At 66.9% G+C, this 22,774-nt stretch carries 19 protein-coding genes and 1 pseudogene; 16 read left to right on the top strand and 4 right to left on the bottom strand.

All coding sequences use genetic code 11. The features are described 5' to 3' along the window. Nucleotides 1–254: DUF4229 domain-containing protein (locus ACLQ62_RS08570; RefSeq protein ID WP_411721224.1), on the bottom strand; the 254-nt coding region annotated here is incomplete at its 3' end. A gap of 92 nt (nt 255–346) precedes the next feature. Between ACLQ62_RS08570 and ACLQ62_RS08575 the strand changes: the two genes are divergently transcribed. The 3 genes from ACLQ62_RS08575 (at nt 347) to ACLQ62_RS08585 (ending at nt 3,372) form a co-directional block, all read left to right on the top strand. Then, nucleotides 347–763, top strand: coding sequence for a PLDc N-terminal domain-containing protein (locus ACLQ62_RS08575; RefSeq protein WP_411721225.1), 417 nt, complete (start codon nt 347–349; stop codon nt 761–763). Next, the gene (menD, locus tag ACLQ62_RS08580) at nt 756–2,444 is read left to right on the top strand and encodes a 2-succinyl-5-enolpyruvyl-6-hydroxy-3-cyclohexene-1-carboxylic-acid synthase (RefSeq protein WP_411721226.1); all 1,689 of its coding nucleotides are present in this window, start codon (nt 756–758) and stop codon (nt 2,442–2,444) included. The genes ACLQ62_RS08575 and menD overlap by 8 nt, the downstream gene beginning before the upstream one ends. A gap of 61 nt (nt 2,445–2,505) precedes the next feature. Continuing rightward, nucleotides 2,506–3,372 carry a PPK2 family polyphosphate kinase gene (locus ACLQ62_RS08585; protein WP_411721227.1) on the top strand — a complete coding sequence of 289 codons (867 nt, stop codon included), beginning with the start codon at nt 2,506–2,508 and terminating at the stop codon, nt 3,370–3,372. Nucleotides 3,373–3,533: 161 nt separating this feature from the next. Here the strand turns inward: ACLQ62_RS08585 and ACLQ62_RS08590 are convergent, their stop codons facing one another. Beyond that, entirely contained in the window at nt 3,534–4,793 is a 1,260-nt protein-coding gene (locus ACLQ62_RS08590; RefSeq protein WP_411721228.1) for an isochorismate synthase MenF, read from the bottom strand. A 66-nt stretch (nt 4,794–4,859) separates the two neighbouring features. On the opposite strand from ACLQ62_RS08590, the gene ubiE reads away from it, so the two are divergent. Further along, nucleotides 4,860–5,567: a bifunctional demethylmenaquinone methyltransferase/2-methoxy-6-polyprenyl-1,4-benzoquinol methylase UbiE gene (gene ubiE / locus ACLQ62_RS08595; protein ID WP_411721229.1), complete on the top strand. Its 708-nt coding sequence runs from the start codon at nt 4,860–4,862 to the stop codon at nt 5,565–5,567. Between the two features lie 219 nt (nt 5,568–5,786). Here ubiE and ACLQ62_RS08600 read toward each other — a convergent pair whose 3' ends face one another. Then, nucleotides 5,787–6,365, bottom strand: a complete 579-nt coding sequence (locus tag ACLQ62_RS08600) for a YdeI/OmpD-associated family protein (protein ID WP_411721242.1) — start codon at nt 6,363–6,365, stop codon at nt 5,787–5,789. Between the two features lie 234 nt (nt 6,366–6,599). Between ACLQ62_RS08600 and ACLQ62_RS08605 the strand changes: the two genes are divergently transcribed. Genes ACLQ62_RS08605 through ACLQ62_RS08625 form a run of 5 tightly spaced genes read left to right on the top strand, consistent with a single transcriptional unit; the run spans nt 6,600 to nt 12,627 of the window. Next, the gene (locus ACLQ62_RS08605; protein ID WP_411721230.1) at nt 6,600–8,159 is read left to right on the top strand and encodes an APC family permease; all 1,560 of its coding nucleotides are present in this window, start codon (nt 6,600–6,602) and stop codon (nt 8,157–8,159) included. Nucleotides 8,160–8,172: 13 nt separating this feature from the next. Then, nucleotides 8,173–9,393: a saccharopine dehydrogenase C-terminal domain-containing protein gene (locus tag ACLQ62_RS08610; protein ID WP_411721231.1), complete on the top strand. Its 1,221-nt coding sequence runs from the start codon at nt 8,173–8,175 to the stop codon at nt 9,391–9,393. Nucleotides 9,394–9,425: 32 nt separating this feature from the next. Next, on the top strand, nt 9,426–10,493 hold the full coding sequence (locus ACLQ62_RS08615; RefSeq protein ID WP_411721232.1) for a polyprenyl synthetase family protein: 1,068 nt from the start codon (nt 9,426–9,428) through the stop codon (nt 10,491–10,493). A 15-nt stretch (nt 10,494–10,508) separates the two neighbouring features. Further along, on the top strand, nt 10,509–11,879 hold the full coding sequence (locus ACLQ62_RS08620; protein WP_411721233.1) for an FAD-dependent oxidoreductase: 1,371 nt from the start codon (nt 10,509–10,511) through the stop codon (nt 11,877–11,879). A gap of 49 nt (nt 11,880–11,928) precedes the next feature. Continuing rightward, nucleotides 11,929–12,627, top strand: a complete 699-nt coding sequence (locus tag ACLQ62_RS08625) for a hypothetical protein (protein WP_411721234.1) — start codon at nt 11,929–11,931, stop codon at nt 12,625–12,627. Nucleotides 12,628–12,668: 41 nt separating this feature from the next. Here ACLQ62_RS08625 and ACLQ62_RS08630 read toward each other — a convergent pair whose 3' ends face one another. Continuing rightward, nucleotides 12,669–14,222: a PucR family transcriptional regulator gene (locus ACLQ62_RS08630; RefSeq protein ID WP_411721235.1), complete on the bottom strand. Its 1,554-nt coding sequence runs from the start codon at nt 14,220–14,222 to the stop codon at nt 12,669–12,671. 125 nt (nt 14,223–14,347) lie between these two features. Here ACLQ62_RS08630 and gabT point away from each other — a divergent pair, with 125 nt between their 5' ends. The 7 genes and pseudogenes from gabT to ACLQ62_RS08665 all read left to right on the top strand — a co-directional run. Next, nucleotides 14,348–15,694, top strand: coding sequence for a 4-aminobutyrate--2-oxoglutarate transaminase (gene gabT / locus ACLQ62_RS08635; protein WP_411721236.1), 1,347 nt, complete (start codon nt 14,348–14,350; stop codon nt 15,692–15,694). Beyond that, a complete protein-coding gene (locus ACLQ62_RS08640; RefSeq protein ID WP_411721237.1) occupies nt 15,691–17,169 on the top strand; it encodes an NAD-dependent succinate-semialdehyde dehydrogenase in 1,479 nt (492 codons plus the stop codon). The genes gabT and ACLQ62_RS08640 overlap by 4 nt, the downstream gene beginning before the upstream one ends. Before the next feature lie 37 nt (nt 17,170–17,206). Further along, a complete protein-coding gene (locus tag ACLQ62_RS08645; RefSeq protein WP_411721238.1) occupies nt 17,207–18,628 on the top strand; it encodes a gamma-aminobutyraldehyde dehydrogenase in 1,422 nt (473 codons plus the stop codon). Continuing rightward, entirely contained in the window at nt 18,625–20,004 is a 1,380-nt protein-coding gene (locus tag ACLQ62_RS08650) for a flavin monoamine oxidase family protein (protein WP_411721239.1), read from the top strand. Before ACLQ62_RS08645 ends, ACLQ62_RS08650 begins: the two co-directional genes overlap by 4 nt. Before the next feature lie 71 nt (nt 20,005–20,075). Further along, nucleotides 20,076–20,963 carry a universal stress protein gene (locus tag ACLQ62_RS08655; protein ID WP_411721240.1) on the top strand — a complete coding sequence of 296 codons (888 nt, stop codon included), beginning with the start codon at nt 20,076–20,078 and terminating at the stop codon, nt 20,961–20,963. Between the two features lie 4 nt (nt 20,964–20,967). After that, nucleotides 20,968–22,509: an APC family permease gene (locus ACLQ62_RS08660; RefSeq protein ID WP_411721241.1), complete on the top strand. Its 1,542-nt coding sequence runs from the start codon at nt 20,968–20,970 to the stop codon at nt 22,507–22,509. A 108-nt stretch (nt 22,510–22,617) separates the two neighbouring features. Beyond that, nucleotides 22,618–22,774: pseudogene (locus ACLQ62_RS08665) on the top strand (amino acid permease); the annotation flags it as partial.

Consider the following 22,774-nt stretch of genomic DNA (forward strand, 5'->3'; position numbering starts at 1 on the left):
GCATCCGACACCGCGTCTTCAGCGTTCTCGTCGTCGGCGGGTTTTTTCGTGCCGTGACGCAGTTCGTAGAGGTCGCGGGAGACTGCTTCGCGTGGGCGCTGCAGGAAGATGTACGAGACGCTGAGGCCGATCAGAGCGGCGAGAACCGTCGCGATCCACGGCTCGATCCCGAGCAGCAGCAGAACCGCCAGAGGCACGGCGAACGTGAGCAGGCGGAGCACGGTGTAGTACACGACGGGAGGGATGCGTTTCACGTTTCCAGTCTAAGCGCGCACGCTGGGAGGACGGCGGGGGTGCAACCGTCGACGGACGGTAAGTTCCCAGAACTCGGGGCTACGATGGGGTTATGCGTTGGTGGATCATTCTGGCGGTCGTTCTCGTTGTCGCGACGATCTATTCGGTGATCGACTGCGCCATGATTCCGGCCAACCGTGTGCGCGGTTTGAAGAAACCGGCCTGGATCGCCATCCTTCTTCTCCTGCCCGTTCTCGGCGTCGTCCTCTGGTTCACCATCGGCCGCGCCCGCGCCGGGCAGGAAGCCAAACCGCGGCTCGCGCCCGATGACGACCCCGCCTTCATCGGAACCCTCGGCCGGGACCGCGAACAGGACGAACGCATCCGTCGCCTCGAAGAGGAACTCGCATCGCTCGACTCCGACGCCCCCAACCCTGACGTGACCGGGAAGGCCACGCCGACACCGGACGACAGCCCAGACGGCTCGGCCGGGCACACGCCCGACGAGTCGGGCAGAACGGATGCCTGACGCCGGTCCGGCAACCACCTACTCCGTCGCGCTTCTCGAAGAATTCGTGCGCCTCGGAGTGCAGGATGTCGTGGTCTGCCCCGGGTCACGGTCACAAGCGCTCGCCCTCGCCGCCGCCGCGCTGGAGAGGGCCGGGTCGATCCGGCTCCACGTGCGCATCGATGAGAGGGTCGCCGGGTTCCTCGCGTTGGGGCTCGCCATTGAGAGCGGCGTCCCCGCCGCCGTCATCGTGACGAGCGGCACGGCCGTCGCGAACCTTCACCCGGCCGTGCTCGAGGCGCACCACTCCGCCGTCCCCCTGCTGCTGCTGACAGCCGACCGACCGGACGAGCTGCGTGGCATCCGTTCGAACCAGACCACTCACCAGGCCGGGATCTTCGGTCTTGCTGCCCGGCTGACCCGCGACGTTCCGGCGCCGATGGGCGCGCCCGGTGACGCGGCATCCGCCCGGACGCTCGCCCGGCTGGCCGTCGACGCTGCCGTCGGTGTCGGGCCGGCCGGAGCGGGGCCTGTGCACTTGAACCTGGCCCTGCGGGAACCGCTCTCGACGCCACTCGGTGCGCTCGACCGCGTCGAACCGGTCGCCCGCCCGGAACCGAGCGCCGGCCGGATCACCCGGCCAGGCATCCTCCTCGAACGCGGCAAACGCACCGTCGTCATCGCCGGCCACGGTGCGGGGCCGGTCGCTGAGGCGCTCGCCCACGCCGGCGGCTGGCCGCTCCTCGCCGAGGTATCGAGCGGTGCCCGGTACGGCAGGAATCTCGTTGTCGCGTACCGCGAACTCCTCCTGGACCCGGAGTTCGGCGGCCGCGTCGAACGCGCCGTCGTGTACGGCCACCCCACCCTCAGCCGACAGGTCCCCGCCCTGCTCGCCAGGGACGGTGTCGACGTCATCGTGGTGGCACCTACCGGTGAAGAGGTGTACAACCCCGGTCGCCGTGCCGCCCACATCGTCGGTGCGGCCAACGTCGTCGACGGCGGCATCGACAGGGCCTGGGTGGGCTCGTGGGTGCGGGCCTCCCGACGGATCTCCGACGACAAGTCGCAGGACGTCGCCCCGGACCTGGAAGCGGCACACTCCCACGACCCGGCCACCCGGCTCGGTTACGTCAAAACGGAATTCCAGGCGATCCGCGCCCGGGTCGACCGGCGGATGCTCGCGCTCGCTGTGTGGGGAGCCACCTGGCCGCATGACCGGCTCGTTCTGGGTGCATCCCGCCTGATCCGCGACGTGGACGCCGCCGTGCCAGGCAAGAAGATCCGGGTCCACTCCAACCGGGGTCTCGCCGGCATCGACGGAACCGTCGCAACGGCTCTCGGCATCGCGGTTGCCAGCCAGGTCGATGGCGCCGGAGTGACCCGCGTTCTGCTCGGCGACCTCACCCTGCTTCACGACGTCGGAGCGCTGCTCGGCGGCATGGGTGAAGCGCTGCCCAGGATCCAGGTCATCGTCGGCAACGACGGCGGAGGCACGATCTTCGACGGTCTCGAGGTGGCCGAATCCACCGAGAGCGCCGACTTCGACCGGGTGCTGTACACGCCGCAACGGGCGGACTTCGCCGCCATCGCCGCAGCGTACGGCTGGACCTATCTGAAGGCGAGCACCCGTGGGGAGCTCGACCAGGCGCTGACCGCACCGGTGACATCCGGGACGCTGATCGAGGTCCCACTCGAACGCTGAGAAATGCTTCGCCAATCCGCAAGCCGTTGAACGGCGCGGTTTTCGCCGCCACACTGTGCAGATGAAAAAACAGAAGGATTCCGGATCGGGCTGGGCCACCGATCCCTCGACACTGCTGCGTGTCGGCGACGACTTCGTTCTCGCGGACGTCGACGCGAACGCGAGCCCCGGCTTCAACGGCGGCAAGGCGAGCGGAAAGGCTGAGCTGAAAACGGCGGCCGATGAGCTCAGCGAGAAGCAGGAGCGACTGTTCGCTGCGTCGAAGGTCGACGCGACGGATGCCGTGCTGCTCGTTCTGCAGGCGATGGACACCGCCGGAAAAGGCGGCATCGTGCGGCACGTCGTCGGGTCGGTCGACCCGCAGGGTGTTGGACTCACCGCGTTCAAGGCCCCGACGAAGGCGGAGCTCGCGCACGACTTCCTCTGGCGGATCAGGAAGGCGGTTCCCGATCCGGGCATGATCGGTGTCTTCGACCGGTCGCACTACGAGGACGTCCTGATCGCGCGGGTGCGCGGCCTCGCCGACGACACCGAGATCGAACGACGTTATGGCGCGATCCTCGAGTTCGAACAGGAACTGGTCGATCGCGGCATCCGGATCGTGAAGGTGATGCTGCACATCAGCGGCGACGAGCAGAAGGCACGCCTCGCCAAGCGGCTCGACCGACCGGACAAGCACTGGAAGTTCAATCCGGGCGACATCGATGAGCGTCAGCACTGGCCCGCCTACCAGGAGGCCTATCAGTCGGTGTTCGAACGCACATCGGGCGGGGCGGCGCCGTGGCACGTCGTGCCGGCGAACAAGAAGTGGTACGCGCGGGTGGCCGTGCAGCGACTTCTTCTCAATGCCCTCACTGAAATCGACCCGCAGTGGCCGCCCGCCGACTTCGACGTGGAGGAGCAGAAGGCGCGCCTGGCCGCGACCTGATCCGGCGCCGGCGGTTCATCCGTCCCGAATGTCGGGTTCTGTGCCGGAAAGCCGGCATCGGCGACGGAGAAATGCGCGGTCGGGCGGATGCGTGGGGTTCGGGTGGTGCGGATGTCGGTTCCGTGCCGCAAAGTCGGCATCCGCGCCCCCTGAACGCGAACTCAGCCGAACGCGTCGACGATCGGCCGGAACTTCATCCGCGTCTCGGTGAGTTCCTTCTCGGGTACCGATTCGCCGACGATGCCGCAGCCGGCATAGGCGGTGACGTCGCCGCCCGGCTCCACCTGTGCGCAGCGGAGCGCGATCGCCCATTCCCCGTCGCCGTCCGCGCCGACCCAGCCGACCGGCCCGGCATAGCGGCCGCGGTCGAACGGTTCCAGCTGCTCGATGAGCGTAACGGCAGCGGGGGTCGGCGACCCGGCCACAGCGGCGGTGGGGTGAAGCGCATCGATCAGGTCGAGCGAGGAGGCGTCGTCGGTGAGGGTGCCCTCGATGTCGGTGGCGAGGTGCCACAGGTTCGGCAGCTTGAGGGTGAACGGCATCTCGCTGGTGAGCACGTGCGAGGTGTGCGGCCGGAGCGACGCCAGGACGCTCTGCACGGCGAACTGGTGCTCGTCCTGGTCCTTGGCGCTCGTGACGAGGTCGACGGCAGCCTGTTGGTCGGATTCGGCGTCCGCGCCGCGCGAAGCGGTGCCCGCGAGCACGCGTGCGGTGACCGATCCGTCCTGGACCCCGACGAGGGTCTCCGGGCTGGAGCCGACGAGGCCGTCGACGGCGAATGTCCAGCAGTCGGGGTAGCCGACGGCGAGGTCCGAGACGACCCGGCGGAGGTCGGCGTCGGCGGGGATGCGACCGATGAGGTCGCGGGAGAGGACCACTTTGCTCAGCTCGCCGTCGAGGATGCGCTCGACGGCCTGCGCCACATGCTCCCGGAATCCGTCAGCTGACTCGGTGCCGGGGGTGAGCGTGATCCGGTATTCGGGGCCGAATGCGGTTGACCGTGGGTTCGTCGGAGCATCCGGTGCCTGGGAATCGTCGAGACGGATGCGGGTCACCCACGTCACCCCGTCGCGGCGGCCGATGAGAAGCTGCGGCACGATGAGCACACTGGACTGCGTGGAGTGATCGGCGAACGCGAACGTGCCGAACGCGACCAGGCCGGTGCCCGGCATCCGCAACGGGTCGCGAACCGTTGCTGCTGAGGCGATGTCACGCCACACGGCGGCGGCGTCCTGCATGCGCGTCGGCCCGGAGAATTCGAGGCGGAGTGCCTCGCCCACACCGGCGAGGCCACGGCCTTTTCGGAGCCAGAGGAGCGGCCGCTGCGGGTCGACGAGGGCGATGAGCGAGCGAACGTCGTCAACCTGTGAGGTTTCGACGACGAGGTGCTGGGTGGACGGAAGTGTGCCGGGTGAAGTCACCCAACCAGCGTACGCCCGGTTGCTGCGGTTCGGCCGTGACGGGGAGCCCGGACGTAGACTGGGGAGATGAACAAGGCAGATCTTTCCAAGCAACCATCGCAGGTTTCCGCCATGTTCGACCAGGTCTCCACACATTACGACCGCACGAACACCGTGATGAGCGTCGGCAACGACGTGCTCTGGCGCGTAGCAACCACCCGCGCGATCGACCTGCACCCCGGTGACCGGATCCTCGACCTCGCCGCCGGCACCGGAACCTCCAGCGCCTTTCTCGCCAGGTCGGGCGCAACGGTCATCGCCGCTGACTTCTCGCCGGGCATGATCGAGGTGGGCCGTAAGAAGTACGGCCGGGTCCGCAACATGCAATTCGTCGAAGCGGATGCCACGAATCTTCCGTTCTCCGACAACGAATTCGACGCCACGACGATTTCGTTCGGGCTGCGCAACGTCGTCGAGCCGAAGAAGGCGATCGCCGAGATGTTCCGCGTCACGAAGCCGGGCGGCCAGATCGTGATTTGCGAGTTCTCCACTCCCCCGAACCGGGCGATGAAGGGTCTCTACGACTTCTACCTGAAGCAGGTCACTCCGCTCCTCGTGAAGTTCTCGAGCTCGAACCCCGACGCCTACGACTACCTCAACGACTCCATCCAGGCCTGGCCGGCGCAGGCCGAACTCGCCTCCTGGTTGCGCGGCGCCGGGTGGACCGAAGTCAAGTACAGGAACCTCACCGGCGGAATCGTCGCCCTGCACCGGGGAACCAAGCCGCGCGACTGAACCTTCGTCCGTCCCGATAGCATCGCCGAGTGACCCGACGCAGTTCCAGGTCAACGCCGCGCGCGGCGACGATTCGACGGTGCTGCCCTCGTCGGTGACACGGTCGTCACACTGGCGGCGCTGAGCAGCATCGGCCGGGGCGAGGTCGTCTCTTCACTCACTGCGGACCGAAGCACCTGGCGCGCCGGGTGTCCCGGTCCGGATCGTGTGAAGAGGCGCTCACCCGTAGAACTTCTCACCGCGGGCGAGCCTGTCGACGAAGTCCTCGATCCGCCGGACTCGGGTCTCCGGGCGCTTGGCGTCCTGGATCCGGTAGTAGATCGCGTACCGGTTCTGGCTGTTGAGCGAGGCGAAGAACTCGGCGGCTTGCGGATTCTTTCCCAGCGCCGCGAGGAAATCGGGGTGGGGCTCCGCGTTTTTCGGCCCGTGGTACGCCCGTTCCCAGCGGCCGTCGGCTCGGGCCCGCTCCACCTCTGCCAGCCCGCGCGGCTTCATCCGGCCGTCGGCGATCATCGCCTCAGCGATGCCCACGTTCCGCACCGACCACGGACTTCGAGGCCGGCGCGGGGTGAACCGTTGCACGTACGTCGCCTCGTCGACGCTTCGCGACTGCCCGTCGATCCAGCCATACGCGAGCGCGACGTCGAGCGCTTCGGCATACGTCACCGTGGTCTGCCCTGACCCCTTCTTCGCAATCACCAGCCAGGCACCCGGCGACGAATCCTGGTGTTCCTCGATCCATTCCCGGAACGCGTCCGGGTCGTCGAAACGGATCGTCTCCTGGTCGAGGGCCGCCATCACTCGCCCAGCATCGATCCGCTGCGGAGTTCGAGGATCTCCTGGTAGTGCGGGTCGTCCGCGAAGAAACTGACGGTGGCCAGTCCTCTCAGCATCATGATCGTTCCCGCTTCCCGTCGCCTACCTCGCCACGGGAATCCATGATCCGCCGGTTGGCGGCATCCGTCAACGAATGCGGGAAGCGCGCGCGACGGGGCATTGACAGCCGAAACAACACGGCAGTAACTTTCGCTCATGACTAGGCAGTCGACGGATGCTTCGCGTCCCGCCGCTCCAGGCGGCGAAGGTAAAGGCCTCGCGGCAGGCACACTCGGCCTGTGGGGTTCGGTGGTGATCGGGCTGGCGTCCACCGCCCCGGTCTACTCGCTCGTGGCGACGCTCGGTTTCGTGGTGCTCGCTGTGGGCGCTCAGGCGCCGATCGCGTTCATCGTCGCGTTCATCCCGATGCTGTTCATCGCGTTCGCGTACCGGGAACTCAACCGTGCGGTCCCCGACTGCGGCACCACCTTCACCTGGGGCACCAAAGCCTTCGGTCCTGTGGTCGGCTGGATGGGAGGGTGGGGCGTCGCCGTCGCCGGCATGGTCGTCCTGGCGAACCTGGCACAGGTCGGCGGCCAGTACCTGTGGTTGCTCGTCGGTGACGGATCCCTCGCCTCGAACGTTCCGCTCGTCACCGCGACCGGTGTCGCGTTCATCGCCCTGATGACCTGGGTCAGCTACCGCGGTGTGGAATTCGGCGAACGCGTCCAGAACCTCCTTCTCGCGGTGCAATACATCGCCCTCGTGCTCTTCGTCCTCGTCGCTTTCATTCACGTGGCCAACGGGACAGCCCCGAACGCGACGCCCGTCACTCTGGACTGGTTCAACCCGCTGGCGTTCACCGACTACTCCGGCTTCATCGAGGCCGTCCTGCTCGCCCTGTTCATCTACTGGGGCTGGGACACCTGCCTTGCGCTCAATGAGGAAACAAAGGACCCGAAGCGCATCCCCGGCCGCGCCGCCCTGATGACCACCGTCATCCTCCTCGTCACCTACGTCGGCGTCGCAGTGGCCGCCATGTCATACGCCGGCCTCGGCGAAAGTGGCGCGGGGCTCGGCAACGAGGACAACGCCAACGATGTGTTCCTCGCCCTCAAGGACCTCATCCTCGGACCGTGGGCGTGGATCCTCGTGGTTGCCGTGCTTGTCTCGGCTGTGTCGTCCACGCAGACCACCATCCTCCCCACCGCCCGCGGCACACTCGCGATGGCCGCATACCGGGCGCTGCCGCGCCGGTTCGCCACCGTGCACCCGCGCTACCACACGCCGTCGTTCTCCACACTGGTGATGGGCATCGTGGCGATCGTCTACTACGTCGGCATGACGTTCATCTCGGAAAACATCCTCGCCGACTCGATCCTCTCGCTCGGCCTGGCCATCGCCTTCTACTACGGCATCACCGGCTTCGCCTGCGTCTGGTACTTCCGCAAGGAGCTCTTCCGTTCGGCCCGGGACTTCTTCTTCAAGGGACTGTTCCCGCTGCTCGGCGCACTCATGCTCGCGTACGCGTTCATCCAGTCGTGCATCGACATGTATGACGTCGACTACGGCTACACCGTCCTCCTCGGGATCGGCGGCACCTTCGTCGTCGGGGTCGGCGCCCTCGCCTTCGGCGTCGTGCTCATGCTGATCTGGTGGACCCGGCCGGCGTCCAGGCCGTTCTTCCGCGGCGAGAGCCTCAACCGGAACACAGCGGTGCTCGTCCCTGACGCCCCGGAAAACTACGGCCGTTCCATCGACGGCGGACTGACCTGATGGATGTCCAACCGTGCGCATCCTGATCGTCGGCACCGGGGGAGTCGGCTCCGCCGCCGCACGTATCGCCGTCCGGCGCGGCTTCTTCGAAAAGCTCGTGCTCGCCGACTACGACTCAGCGCGGCCGGAGGCGCTCGCCACCGACCTCGGTGACGACCGGCTCGTGGCCGCGCAGGTGGACGCATCCAGCGCCGACGCCGTCGCGGACCTCATTCGAGCCCACGACATCACCCACGTGCTCAACGCGGTCGACCCGCGGTTCGTGATGCCGATCTTCGACGGCTGTTTCGCCGCCGGCGCCGTCTACCTCGACATGGCCATGAGCCTGTCGCACCCACACCCCGAGAAACCGTATGAGCTCCCGGGCGTGAAGCTCGGAGACGAACAGTTCGCTCAGGCGCAGAAGTGGGCGGATGCCGGTCGGCTCGCGCTCGTCGGGATGGGGGTCGAACCCGGGCTGTCGGACGTGTTCGCCCGGTACGCCGAAGACGAGCTGTTCTCCGAGATCGACGAGCTCGCTGTGCGCGACGGCGCCAACCTGACGGTCGACGGCTATGACTTCGCCCCGTCATTCTCGATCTGGACGACGATCGAGGAATGCCTGAACCCGCCGGTCATCTTCGAAAAAGACCGAGGCTGGTACACGACCCCGCCGTTCAGTGAACCTGAGGTCTTCGACTTCCCGGAGGGGATCGGCCCGGTGGAATGCGTCAATGTCGAGCACGAAGAGGTGCTGCTGATGCCGCGCTGGACCAGGGCGAAGCGTGTCACCTTCAAGTACGGGCTCGGCGACGAGTTCATTAACGTGCTCAAGGTGCTGCACACGCTTGGCCTCGACAAGACCGAGCCGCTCACAGTGAAAGGCGTTCAGGTCGCCCCACGCGATGTGGTCGCCGCCGGTCTTCCCGACCCGGCCACCCTCGGCGACCGGATGCACGGCAAGACCTGCGCCGGTGTGTGGGTGCGCGGCACAGGAAAAGACGGTCGGCCGCGCTCCTCCTACCTCTACCACGTCGTCGACAACGAGCGGTCGATGGCCGAATACGGGTCGCAGGCTGTCGTGTGGCAGACCGCGATCAACCCGGTGATCGCCCTCGAACTGCTCGCTGCGGGAGTCTGGGCGGGATCCGGGGTGCTCGGGCCTGAGGCATTCGACGCCCGGCCGTTCCTTGATCTGCTGGCAGCGGACGCCCCGCACGGCTACGGTTCGCCCTGGGGGATCGAGGAGAAGTAATTGCCGCCCCCCGCACGGGTAGGCTAGACCACGTGAATCCGAGTGCCATGCGGCGTGCCACGAGCCTCTCCAGCCACCTGGGCCAGACCGACCGCATTTTCGCCTCCCCCAGAACCAGGCAACTTCTCGCCGCCGTCGATGACGGCCTCGAGCAGATCGAGCGCGGCCTCGACACCGAACTCATCTTCGCCGACACCATCGCCGACGCTTCCACGCGGTACCTGCTCGAAGCAGGGGGCAAGCGCGTGCGGCCGATGCTCATCCTGCTCACCGCACAGCTCGGCGCAGGCAACACCGTCGACGTGATCACCGCGGCCGAGGCCATCGAGATCACCCACCTCGCCTCGCTCTACCACGACGACGTCATGGACGACGCCGACCGCAGGCGAGGCGTGCCCAGCGCACACGCGGTCTTCGGCAACTCCGTCGCAATTCTCACCGGTGATTTGCTCTTCGCCCGTGCCAGCCAGCTCATGGCGGGCCTCGGCGAACGCGCCATCCGGTTGCAGGCCAAAACGTTCGAGCGACTGGTCCTCGGTCAGCTGCACGAAACAGTCGGCCCGCAGGACGGTGACGATCCGGAAGAGCACTACATCCAGGTCCTCGCCGACAAGACCGGCTCACTCATCGCCGCGGCCGCCCAGGCCGGTGTGATCTTCTCCGGCGCAGACGAGACATTTGAAGCGGCCGTCGTCGAATACGGTGAGAAGATCGGCGTGGCCTTCCAGCTCATCGACGACGTCATCGACCTCTCACCGCAGCCGGAGGAGACCGGAAAGGTCCCAGGCACCGACCTCCGCGCCGGCGTCGCCACCCTCCCGCTGATCCACCTGCGCGTCCTCGCCGAGACAGACGCTGACGCAGCCGCGCTTCTCGCCCGCATCGAGGCGGAAGCCGCAGCAGGGACGGAGGGTGAGGCATCCGCCGACTTCGCCCGAGCCATCACCGAACTCCGCCAGCACCCCGTAACCACCCGCACCCTCGCCGAGGCCCACCGCTGGGCGGACGAAGCCGTCGCGGCTCTCGAACCCCTGCCGGACGGACCAGTGAAGCAGGCACTGACACGATTCGCGGAGACGATCGTCGACCGCAGCAAGTAAAGGAATCAGACGCAGATGACCAAATTGAGAGTCGCGATTGTCGGCGCCGGCCCCGCAGGAATCTACGCTGCGGACATCCTCCTCAAAGCCGAACGCACGTTCGATGTCTCGATCGACCTGTTCGACCGGCTCCCGGCACCGTACGGGCTCGTTCGCTATGGAGTCGCGCCTGACCACCCGCGCATCAAGGGAATCATCAACGCGCTCCGTGAGGTGCTCGACCGTGGTGACATCCGGGTCTTCGGCAACGTCGACTTCGGCACGGACATCAGTCTCGACGACCTCAAGCGTCACTACCACGCCGTCATCTTCGCGACCGGGGCGGTGCGTGACGCTTCGCTGAACATCCCCGGCATCGACCTCGAGGGCTCCTACGGAGCCGCCGACTTCGTCAGCTGGTTCGATGGGCACCCTGACGTGCCGCGCGACTGGCCTCTCACAGCGAAATCGGTGGCTGTGATCGGCAACGGCAACGTCGCCCTCGACGTGTCGCGCATGCTCGCGAAGCACGCCGATGACCTGCTTTCCACCGAAATTCCCCCGAACGTCTATGAGGGGCTCAAGGCGTCGCCGGTCACCGACGTGCACGTGTTCGGTCGCCGCGGGCCCGCTCAGGTCAAATTCACGCCCCTCGAACTCCGTGAACTCGGCGAACTGAACGACGTCGACATGGTGCTCTACGACGAGGACTTCGACTACGACGAGGCCTCCAGGACCGCGATCGCAAGCAACAAGCAGGTCATGGTGATCGACAAGATCCTTCAGAAGTGGCGTGAACGCCCGGTCGGCAACGCGTCCAGACGGCTCCACCTGCACTTCTACGCCCGGCCCATCGAGGTCGTCGGCGACGAGAACGGCAACGTCGCCGCGTTCCGTTACGAACGCACCAGGCCGGATGCCGCGGGTGGCGTCGTCGGGACCGGCGAAATCCGGGAGGTCCCCATCCAGGCGATCTACCGGGCCGTCGGCTATTTCGGGTCGCCGCTCGATGGCATCCCGTTCGACAAGAAGCACGGCGTCATCCCGAACCGTGAGGGCGTGGCCCTGCACAAGGCCAGCAACGAGGTCGTGCCCGGTGTCTACGCGACCGGGTGGATCAAGCGCGGACCGGTCGGACTCATCGGCCACACCAAGTCGGATGCCATGGAGACGATCCGGCACGTCGTCAACGGTGAAGGGAGTTGGTGGAGCCCTGAGGCGCCATCCGAACAGTCGGTGATCGACCTGCTCGACTCCCGCGGGGTGAAGTACACCGACCTCGACGGCTGGCACAACCTCGACCAGCACGAGATCGCCTTGGGCGAGCCGCACGGCCGCGCCCGGGTCAAGGTTGTTCCCCGCGACGAGATGATCGCCATTTCGCGGGCGGAATCCCCGGTCGCCTAGGGCAGAGCTCCCCATCGGGGGCCGCGCAGGCTGCCGATAGGGTGGGGGCATGTCCAACCCAGCTCATCCCCAGAATCCATACAGCCAGCAGTCTCAGCAGGGTGCCCCTGCCGGTTATCCCCAGCAGGCGCAGCAGCGTCCGCCGCTCGACAAGGCTGTGACGAGGCAGGTTCTGTCCGGCGGAGCGATCGTGGTGGGCATCGCGATCGTCTCGAACCTCCTGTCGATTCTCGGCAGCTCGATGTACTCCTTCCATGGTGAGCTGATCTTCTCGCTGTTCTGGAGCGTGTTCATTGCCGCCGTTTTCGTCGTCGGGGCGGGAGTGAGCGCCCTGTACGTTGCGCCGCTCACCCGGGCGACATCGGCCGTCGACCTGCTCAGGAAGCTGGCGATCGCCGCAGCGATCGGCTCAGCCGCGCTGCTCGTGTTCAACTTCATCTGGGCGGTCATCTCCGGTGGCCAGTACCTGTTCCAGATGATCGTCAGTTCCGGCATCCTCGGGTCCGTTTCGACCGGCCTGCAGTACGGCGCGTTCTTCGCCCTCGGCGTGTTCATCGCGCGGGCGCTGCCGCCGAAGCCGCAGGCCGCATACTCGGGGCAGCCGCAGGGATACACCGCTGCTCCGCAGGGCTACGGGCAGCCGCAGGCTCCTGGCGCTCCACAGGGCTACGTCCAGCAGCAGCGTCCGGTTGCGGGGCAGGGCCAGCCGCCTGTGCAGCAGCAGCCTCCGTTCGCGCCGCAGGGGTAGCGCTGGTTTTCGACGCCGAGCGAGTTTCAAGGGACGCCGCCCTATTCCAGTTGCAGGGCGAGCCAAAGATTCGTCCGGGCCTCCACCGTTGTGAGGGGGCGCCCGCTGAGCTTCTCGACAAGCGCGACCCGGTTCTTCAGTGTGTGCCGGTGGATGCCGAGCGCTCGCGCCGCCGGGTCCCACTGACCGTGGTGCTCGAGCCACACCCTCACGTCGCCGATCAGGTCGGTGCCGTTCCCGGTGTCGTGATCCCGCACCGGCTTCAGCAGGGTGCGGGCGATCTCGACGGCATCCGCGCGGGGGAGGAGGGCAGCGAGACCCCGTTCGGCCACGTCTGAGAAGACGACGACGGATGCTGCAGCGTCGTCAACGTGCCTGGTTGCCTCACCGATTGCCCGCTGCAGCGCCTGCACGGCCTGCTTCGTTCCGATTGCCGTCTCGCTCCAGTGCACCGGTTCGGAGATCCCTGCGGCCAACCCGGAGACACGCGCCAGTTCCTCGGCGAGCGGGGCGGCAGCCGGGGCGGGCACGCCGACGAGAACCCGGCCATCGCTCGCGGCGAAGAACAGGTTCCCTGCCACGTCGCGCGCCTCCAGATCGCTGAACAGCGCATCGCGCGCGACCGCCGGGGGAGCGAACGCGACGAAGCGGACCGGCTCCGCCGGAAGCTCCCCGCCCATCTGCTGCACGATCCGACGCACGAGCGCGACGTTGCCCTCGAGCAGCGTCTGCAACAGGCCGCTGCGCAGGAGGCCACGCGCCCGGCTGAGCTCCCGATTCTGCTCGAGTGCCAGCCCGGCCAGCGCGACAACACTGGTCACGACGGTCTGGTCGGCGGAGTCCAGTGGCGTCGTGCCGGCGATCACGAGCACGCCGCGCAGGGCGTCTCGCCGGCCAAGGGTCTGCAGGTTCACCTGCCCGGACTTCTCGCTCAACGTCGAACTCGAGCGCTGACCGCGCCCGATCAGCCGCTCCGCCTCCTGCAGAATCCGTTGGCGAGCCGGGTCCTCCTCCAGCGCAGGCATGACGGATGCCTCGTCAAAGACGAGCGAGAACGCGCCGCGTGCGTCGACGAGCGCAACGAAGCGGCGCAGCTGGCGGGAGAGTTCCTTGAGAATCGCCGCCGTGGCATCCGGCCGGAGCGCTGCGAAAGAGATCGCCCGTTGGGCGTTGAGCGCCCAGGTGTCCCTCGCGTGCGCTGCCTCGGCCAGAAGGTCGGCCGCCTCGCGGATGACCGCGATGAACGGCACCCGATAGGGAACCTCGAACAGCGGCATCCCGAGCCGCCCACACGCCGTCACGAGTTCGGGTGGGGTGACCTGGACGACCTCCGTGCCGAAGCCGATGCCGACGATGCCATGCGATAAGAGCCGCTCGACGTATCCGTCGTAGTCGTTCTGGGTCGTGGAGGACCGGTCGAACTGCGTGCCGGTGGTCAGCACGATGTGCCCGGCGTCGAGAAACGGCGTCGGGTCGTCAAGGTCCGAGCTGTGGATCCAGGAGATCGGTGCCATCATGCGCTCCGGCGCTCCCGCGGCGAGCAGGCTGAGGTCGAGTGCGTGCGTGTCGAGAAGCCGGCGTACGGAAGGTTGCATCCGCCCACCGTACGGGATTTGCCACAATGGTGGAAGAGAGTGACCTTGCGGGCCAGTTCGGCAGTTCCCGCCGGGAGGTGGAACTCCTAGTCTGGCAACACGCACCTCGAAGGAGAACGACGACGATGACCCTCACCACGACCGCAATCGGCGGGCCCACGCTCGCCCAGGAACGCCGGATCGTGACAGCGATCCCCGGGCCGCGCTCGCAGGCGCTGATGGCTCGCAAGAACAGCGCCGTGGCATCCGCCGTCGGGACCACCATGCCCGTCTTCGCACAGGCCGCAGGCGGCGGAGTCGTCGTCGACGTCGACGACAACTCCTTCATCGACCTTGGTTCGGGCATCGCCGTGACCGGCGTGGGAAACAGCGCGCCGCGGGTTGTCGAAGCAGTCCAGGCACAGGTCGCCGCTTTCACCCACACCTGCTTCATGATCACGCCGTACGACTCGTACGTCGAGGTCGCTGAGAGGCTCAACGAGCTCACGCCCGGCGACCACGAGAAGCGCAGCGCGCTCTTCAACTCCGGCGCCGAAGCCGTCGAAAACGCGGTCAAGGTCGCCCGCAGCTACACCGGCAAGCAGGCCGTCGTCGCTTTCGACCACGCTTACCACGGCCGCACGAACCTGACCATGGCGCTCACCGCCAAGTCGATGCCGTACAAGAGCGGCTTCGGGCCGTTCGCCTCCGAGATCTACCGGGCCCCGATGTCCTACCCGTTCCGCGACGGCCTCAGCGGACCTGAAGCCGCGACGCGAGCCATCTCGATGATCGAGAAGCAGATCGGAGCGGCGAACCTCGCCGCCATCATTCTCGAACCGATCCAGGGTGAAGGCGGGTTCATCGTCCCCGCGGAGGGTTTCCTCCCGGCGCTCGTCGAGTGGGCTCGGGCGAACAATGTCGTCTTCATCGCCGATGAGGTGCAGACCGGTTTCGCTCGCACGGGCGACATGTTCGCCAGCGAGCACGAAGGCATCGTGCCAGACATCGTCGTGACCGCCAAGGGCATCGCCGGCGGGCTCCCGCTCTCGGCGATCACCGGCCGCGCCGAGATCCTCGACGCGACCCACTCCGGCGGACTCGGCGGAACCTACGGGGGCAACCCTCTGGCGTGCGCGGCCGCACTGGCTACCATCGAAACCTACGTCGAGGACGACCTCGCCGGTGCCGCGCGCCGAATCGGCAGGGCGATCATCGAACGGTTCACCGCGGCACAGGCCACCGACCCGCGCATCGGCGACATCCGCGGCCGTGGCGCCATGATCGCCGTCGAGTTCGTCGACCCCGAGACGAACGAACCGGATGCCGCGTTGACCGGCCGTGTTGCGAAGGCGTGCCACGCCGAAGGCGTCATCGTGCTCACCTGTGGAACGTACGGCAACGTCATCCGCTTCCTGCCGCCCCTCTCAATTCCCGTCGACCTGCTCACCGAAGGCATCGACGTCGTCCTCACCGCATTGGAGAACGCATGACCATCCAGACCGACCTGCCCCGGACCAAGCAGGCAGAACTGCTCGCGAAGGTCCCCACCGGTCTCTTCATCGGCGGCGAATGGCGCCAGACCGAGAAGACCATCGATGTCTTCGACCCGTCGACCGGCGCCGTCCTCGCGTCGATCTCCGACGCATCCGCCGCCGACGCCACCGCGGCCCTCGACGCTGCTGTCGCCGTGCAGGACGACTGGGCGGCGACCGCGCCCCGCACCCGGTCGAACATCCTGCGCAAGGCCTTCGACCTCATGCAGGAACGCCGAGACGAGTTCGCTCTCCTGATGACGCTGGAGATGGGCAAGCCGCTGGCCGAGTCCAACGGCGAAGTCACCTACGGCGGCGAGTTCCTGCGCTGGTTCAGCGAAGAAGCCGTGCGGATCACCGGCCGGTACGGCACCAGCCCGGAGGGAACCGGGCGCATGATCGTGTCGCAGCACCCGGTCGGGCCCTGCTACCTCATCACCCCGTGGAACTTCCCGCTGGCGATGGCGACCCGCAAGATCGCGCCTGCACTTGCCGCGGGCTGCACCGTCATCATCAAGCCGGCCTCGCTCACACCGCTGACCACCCTGTACTTCGCGAAGCTGCTCGAAGAAGCGGGCGTGCCTGCCGGTGTCGTCAACGTGCTGACCACCTCATCGTCGAGCGCCGTCACCGAACCGCTGCTTGACGACCCGCGCCTGCGCAAGCTGAGCTTCACCGGATCCACCCCGGTGGGCCAGAAGCTCATCCAGCAGTCGGCGAAGAACGTGCTCCGCACCTCGATGGAGCTCGGCGGCAACGCCCCGTTCGTCGTGTTCGAGGACGCAAACCTCGACGCTGCCGTCGACGGCGCCATCGCCGCCAAGTTCCGCAACATCGGCCAGGCCTGCACCGCCGCCAACCGGTTCATCGTTCACGCGTCGATCGCCGATGAATTCGCCCGCCGGGTCACCGACCGGGTCACGGCATTTTCGATCGGCCGCGGCACCGAGGAAGGCGTCACCATCGGCCCCCTCATCGACGACCGCGCCGTGAAGAAGGCCGGCGAGCTCGTCGACGACGCCGTCGCGAAGGGCGCGACGCTCCTCACCGGCGGCAAAGCTGTCGACCGCGAAGGCACGTTCTACGAGCCGACCGTGATCACCGATGTTCGACAGGGATCGAACATCCTCCGCGAGGAAATCTTCGGACCGGTCCTCGCCATCGTCCCGTTCACCGACGAAGCGGATGCCATCCGGCTCGCCAACGACACCGAATACGGTCTCGTCAGCTACGTCTTCACCCAGGACCTCGCCCGCGGCCAGCGGATGATCGACAAACTGCAGACCGGCATGATGGGCCTGAACGTCGGCGTCATCTCCAACGCCGCTGCCCCCTTCGGCGGAGTCAAGCAGTCGGGCGTCGGCCGGGAGGGTGGATTAGAGGGAATCCACGAATACCTGTCGACCAAGTACACGATGACCCCGGCCACCTAAGCCATACCCACGCGAAAAAGTGATGGAAGGAAGAACAATGACGTCACTCCAGAACTACATCAACGGCTCGTTCGTCGACGCCGCCGGCTCGGAGACCATCGATGTGGTCAGCCCGGCGACGGGTGAGGTCGTCGCCGTCTCACCCGTGTCGAGCGACCTCGACGTCGATGCCGCGTTCGGCGCAGCGCGGACCGCTTTCACCACCTGGAAACGCACCACCCCGAGCCAGCGCCAGGCCATGCTGCTGAAGATCGCGGATGCCATGGAGGCGAACGCGGACGAACTCGTTGAAGCGCAGCACCGCAACACCGGCCAGCCGCGGGAAGCCATCCGCGTCGAAGAGGTGATCACCGGCGCCGACCACCTGCGTTTCTTCGCCGGGGCGGCTCGCGTGCTCGAAGGCAAGAGCGCCGGCGAATACCTCGACGGGCACACCTCGTGGGTTCGCCGCGAACCGATCGGCGTGGTCGCCCAGGTCACCCCGTGGAACTACCCGCTGATGATGGCGATCTGGAAGATCGCTCCTGCGCTCGCCGCAGGGAACACCGTCGTCCTCAAGCCGAGCGACACGACCCCGGAATCGACGCTCGTTCTCGCCCGGCTGACACAGGGTATCCTTCCGGACGGCGTTCTCAACGTGATCCTCGGGAACGCATCCACCGGCCAGCTGATGACCGAACACCCCGTACCGGGGCTGGTGTCGATCACCGGTTCCGTCCGTGCAGGAATGGCGGTCGCGGCATCCGCGGCGAAGCACCTGCACCGCGCGCACCTCGAACTCGGCGGAAAGGCGCCGGCGATCGTCTTCGCCGACGCAGACATCGCAGCGACCGCGGAGGGCGTCGCCGGCGCCGGGTACTTCAACGCCGGGCAGGACTGCACAGCGGTGACCCGGGTGCTCGTGCACGAGTCGATTCACGACGAGTTCGTGGCTGAGCTCGTCAAGGCAGCGGAAGCCACGAAGACCGGCGACGCCGAAGACCCGGACGCGTATTACGGACCGCTCAACAACGCCTCCCACTTCGAAAAGGTCTCGACGGTGGTCGAGAGCCTGCCGGCCCACGCGAAAGTGGTCACCGGCGGTCACCGGGTCGGCGAGAAGGGCTTCTACTACGCCCCCACCGTGATCACCGGAGTCAACCAGATCGACGCGTGCGTGCAGGAGGAGACATTCGGCCCTGTGCTGACCGTCCAGACCTTCTCCACCGAGGCGCAGGCGGTCGAGATGGCGAACGACGTGCCGTACGCCCTCGCGTCGAGCGTCTGGACCAGCGATCACGGCACTGCGCTGCGGGTGTCCCGGGACCTCGACTTCGGGGCCGTGTGGATCAACACCCACATTTTGCTGGCCGCGGAGATGCCGCACGGCGGGTTCAAGATGTCCGGGTACGGCAAGGACCTTTCGTCGTACGGCCTCGAGGACTACACGAGGATCAAGCATGTGATGAGTGCACTGTGAGAGCCAGGGAAGAAAGCATGACCGAACTCGAACGCGACGTCGTCATCATCGGCGCCGGGGCATCCGGGCTCACCGCGGCCACGAAACTGCGTGAGGCGGGCCTGAGCGTCGCCGTGCTCGAGGCGCGCGACCGGGTGGGCGGGCGACTGTGGACGAAGGATGTCGACGGTGCCACCCTCGAGATCGGCGGCCAGTGGGTGTCTCCTGACCAGGACGCGCTCATCGAGACGCTGGCTGAGCTCGGGCTCCAGACCTACTCACGTTACCGCGACGGCGACAGCGTGTACATCAACGCGATCGGCGAACTCACCCGCTTCACCGGGGAACTGTTCCCCGTGAAGGCGTCGACGCAGCGCGAGATGGAACGACTGATCAACGTGCTCGACGCCCTCGTCGCCGACATCGGTGCCCGGGAACCGTGGGCGCATCCGATGGCTGAGGAGCTCGACGCGGTCACCTGGATCGAGTGGCTGGAGAGCCAGACCGACGATGTCGAGGCACGAGACAACATCGCGCTCTTCATCGCCGAAGCCATGATCACCAAACCGGCGCATGCGTTCTCGGCGTTGCAGGCGATCCTGATGGCGGCATCCGCTGGGAGTTTCTCCCACCTCGTCGACGCCGACTTCATCCTCGACAAGCGTGTCATCGGGGGGCTGCAGCAGGTCCCGCTGCTCCTCGCCGGAAAGCTCGACGGCGACGTGTTCCTCAGCCAGCCAGTGCGGAGACTGGACTGGAGCGACACCGGCGTCACTGCCACCGCTGACGGCATGACGGTGCACGCCCGCCAGGCGATCGTGGCCGTGCCCCCGAACCTGTACTCGCGGATCGATTTCCAGCCGCCGCTTCCGCGCCTGCAGCAGCAGATGCACCAGCACCTCTCGCTCGGTTTCGTCATCAAGGTCCACGCCGTCTACTCGACGCCGTTCTGGCGGGACGCCGGGTTGTCCGGCACCTCGTTCAGCCCGTACGAGATCGTGCACGAGGCCTACGACAACACCAACCATGAGGACCCGCGCGGCACCCTCGTCGGGTTCGTTTCCGACCGGAAGGCAGACGCGGTGTTCGGTCTCTCGGCCGAGGAACGTAAACGAGTCATCCTCACGTCGCTGTCGCACTACTACGGTGAGCAGGCCCTCGACCCTGTCGTCTACTACGAGAGCGACTGGGCGTCGGAGGAATGGACGCGAGGCGCCTACGCGGCCAGCTTCGACATGGGCGGGCTGTTCCGGTACGGCGCGGACCTGCGCACGCCGGTCGGTCCGATCCACTGGTCGTGCAGCGACCTCGCCGCCGAGGGGTACCAGCACGTCGACGGAGCGATCCGCGTCGGCCGGGAAACCGCCGAGGCGATTCTCGCCAGACAGCCCGCCTGAACACCAGCACCAGCGCCTTCACCCGCCCCCGACCCCTGCATTTCCTACTCGAGAAGAATCGCAAAGGAGCGATGAGCCAGATGCGTTACATCGTTGGGTACACCGACACACCTGCGGGCGCTGACGCTCTCGCGCTCGGGGTGCGGCTCGCGCGGTCCATGGACGCCACACTCGACATCGTCACCGTGCTGCGAAGCGAAGCCCGGCCGACGCTCGTCCCCTCGGACGCCGGCTACGAGCGTTTCCTCCATGAAACGGCGCAAGGCTGGTTGAAGGATGCCGCCGCCGTCGTTCCGCGGGACGTCCCGTCTGAAGGGCACATCGTCTACGCCGAATCCTTCGCGCGTGGCCTCCTCGACGTCAGCCGCGACCTGGAGGGCTCGATGATCATCGTCGGAGCGGCCCGCGGTGGCCTGCTCGGCCGAGCGACCGTCGGCAGCGTGGCCAGCGCCCTGCTGCACTCCGCCGTCGTGCCCGTCGCCCTCGCCCCCGAAGGATCGGGTTCGACCGTCGGCCTGAACGATGTCACTCGGATCACCTGCGCCATCGGGACCCGGGCAGGGGCCAGCGAACTGTTGGATGCTGCGGTCCTGGTCGCGCGCGCCGCGCACGTCCCGCTGCGCCTGATCTCCCTCGTCACCCTCGACATGCATGACATGACCACACCGCCGGACGTCGCCGAACGCGCCGCGACGCACGCCGAACAGGTGCTCGCCTACGCCGCCGAGCACCTGCCGAAAGATCTCGACGTCGCCGTGCTGACGGCATCCGGCAACCGCGTCGAGGATGCCATCACGCACGTGGACTGGGAACCGGAAGAGCTCGTCTTCGTCGGTTCCAGCCGCCTGGCGAAGCCTCGCCACATCTTCCTGGGCACGACCGCGGCGAAGATGCTGCGCGAACTGCCCGTCCCCATGGTCGTGGTTCCCCGCGACTCCGTTCTGACTATCGAGGATTGATCCCATGACCACAACCAAGTCCGCAACCGGACTCTCCAAGAAGGGACTGAGCGCGGGCTCAGTCGGCCTGATCGGTGCCATCGTCATCGGCATCTCATGCATCGCGCCCGCCTACACGATGACGGCGGCGCTCGGCCCGACCGTCTCAGAGGTGGGCCTGCAGGTACCCGCAATCATTCTCGTCGGGTTCATCCCGATGCTCCTCGTTGCCTTCGGGTACCGCGAACTCAACCGGGCCATGCCCGACAGCGGAACGTCCTTCACCTGGGCCACCCGGGCGTTCGGGCCATGGATCGGCTGGATGGCCGGCTGGGGACTGATCGCGGCGACCATCCTCGTGCTGTCGAACCTCGCAGGCATCGCCGTGGACTTCTTCTACCTGATGCTCGCGCAGATCTTCAACAATCCCGATCTGGCGGACCTCGCCCTCAACCCGGTCATCAACGTCGTCACCTGCCTCGCTTTCATGCTGGGCGCGACCGCGATCTCCTACCGGGACATGCGGACCACCCAGAAAGTCCAATACGTCCTCGTCGGCTTCCAGCTGCTCGTCCTGATCCTGTTCGGCGTCGTCGCGTTCGTCCATGTCGCCAACGGAACAGCGTTCGACGCCACACCGATCAGTCTGGAGTGGTTCAACCCGTTCGCTGTCGAGTCGTTCAGCGCATTCGCCGCCGGACTGTCCCTGTCGATCTTCATCTTCTGGGGCTGGGATGTCACGCTGACGATGAATGAGGAAACGAAGGGATCGCGCTCCACGCCCGGTCGCGCCGCGACTCTCACGGTGATCATCATCGTCGTCCTGTACCTGCTCATCGCCACTGCGTCGATCAGCTTCGCCGGCATCGGAACCGGGGAGTCCGGTCTCGGCAATGAAGACATCCAGGGCAACGTGTTCTTCGCACTGGCCGGGCCGGTCCTCGGACCGCTCGCCATCCTCGTCTCGATCGCCGTGCTCTCCAGCTCGGCTGCGTCGCTGCAGTCGACGTTCGTTTCGCCCGCTCGAACGCTCCTCGCGATGGGGCACTACGGGGCGCTGCCGTCCAACTTCGCGCGGGTGAGCCCCCGGTTCCTCACGCCGGGGTACGCGACGATCGTGTCGAGCGTCGTGGCATCCGCCTTCTACGCGATCATGCGGTTCATCTCCGAAGACGTGCTCTGGGACACCATCACGGCGCTCGGCATGATGATCAGCTTCTACTACGGCATCACAGCGTTCGCCGTGGTCTGGTACTTCCGCAAGCAGCTCCTCGCCTCGGCCAGGAACTTCTTCTTCCAGTTGCTGTTCCCGCTGCTCGGCGGGGTCATCCTCGCGGTGCTGTTCTTCACGACGATCATCGACAGCATGGACCCGGACTACGGCAGCGGCTCCAACATCGGCGGTGTCGGCCTCGTGTTCATCCTCGGCATGGCGGTCATCCTCTCGGGCATCGTGATCATGATCGTGCAGGCCGTCCGTCGCCCGGCGTTCTTCCGCGGCCAGACCCTCTCCCGTGGTGTCTCGGACGGCACGGAGGACGACGCGCTCGACGAGCTGCCGGTGTAGCACCTCGCGAGCTGCTGGGTTTGACGGGGTTCTGCCGGCGGTGCACCCCCTCAAATCCAGCACCTCGCGGGCACCTGCCGTTCACCCCGATCCGGTTGAGTGGAGGCCGTGACACAGCATCCTCGACTCGTACGGCGACTGGGTCTCGGCGACGCCATCTTCATCGGCCTCGGCTCGATGATCGGAGCCGGGGTCTTCGCCGCCTTCGCCCCAGCGGCAGCGTCGGCCGGTTGGGGGCTGCTCGTCGGCCTCGTTCTTGCCGCGA

The sequence above is a fragment of the Mycetocola sp. genome, assembly GCF_046716805.1.
Lineage (GTDB): Bacteria > Actinomycetota > Actinomycetes > Actinomycetales > Microbacteriaceae > Mycetocola_A.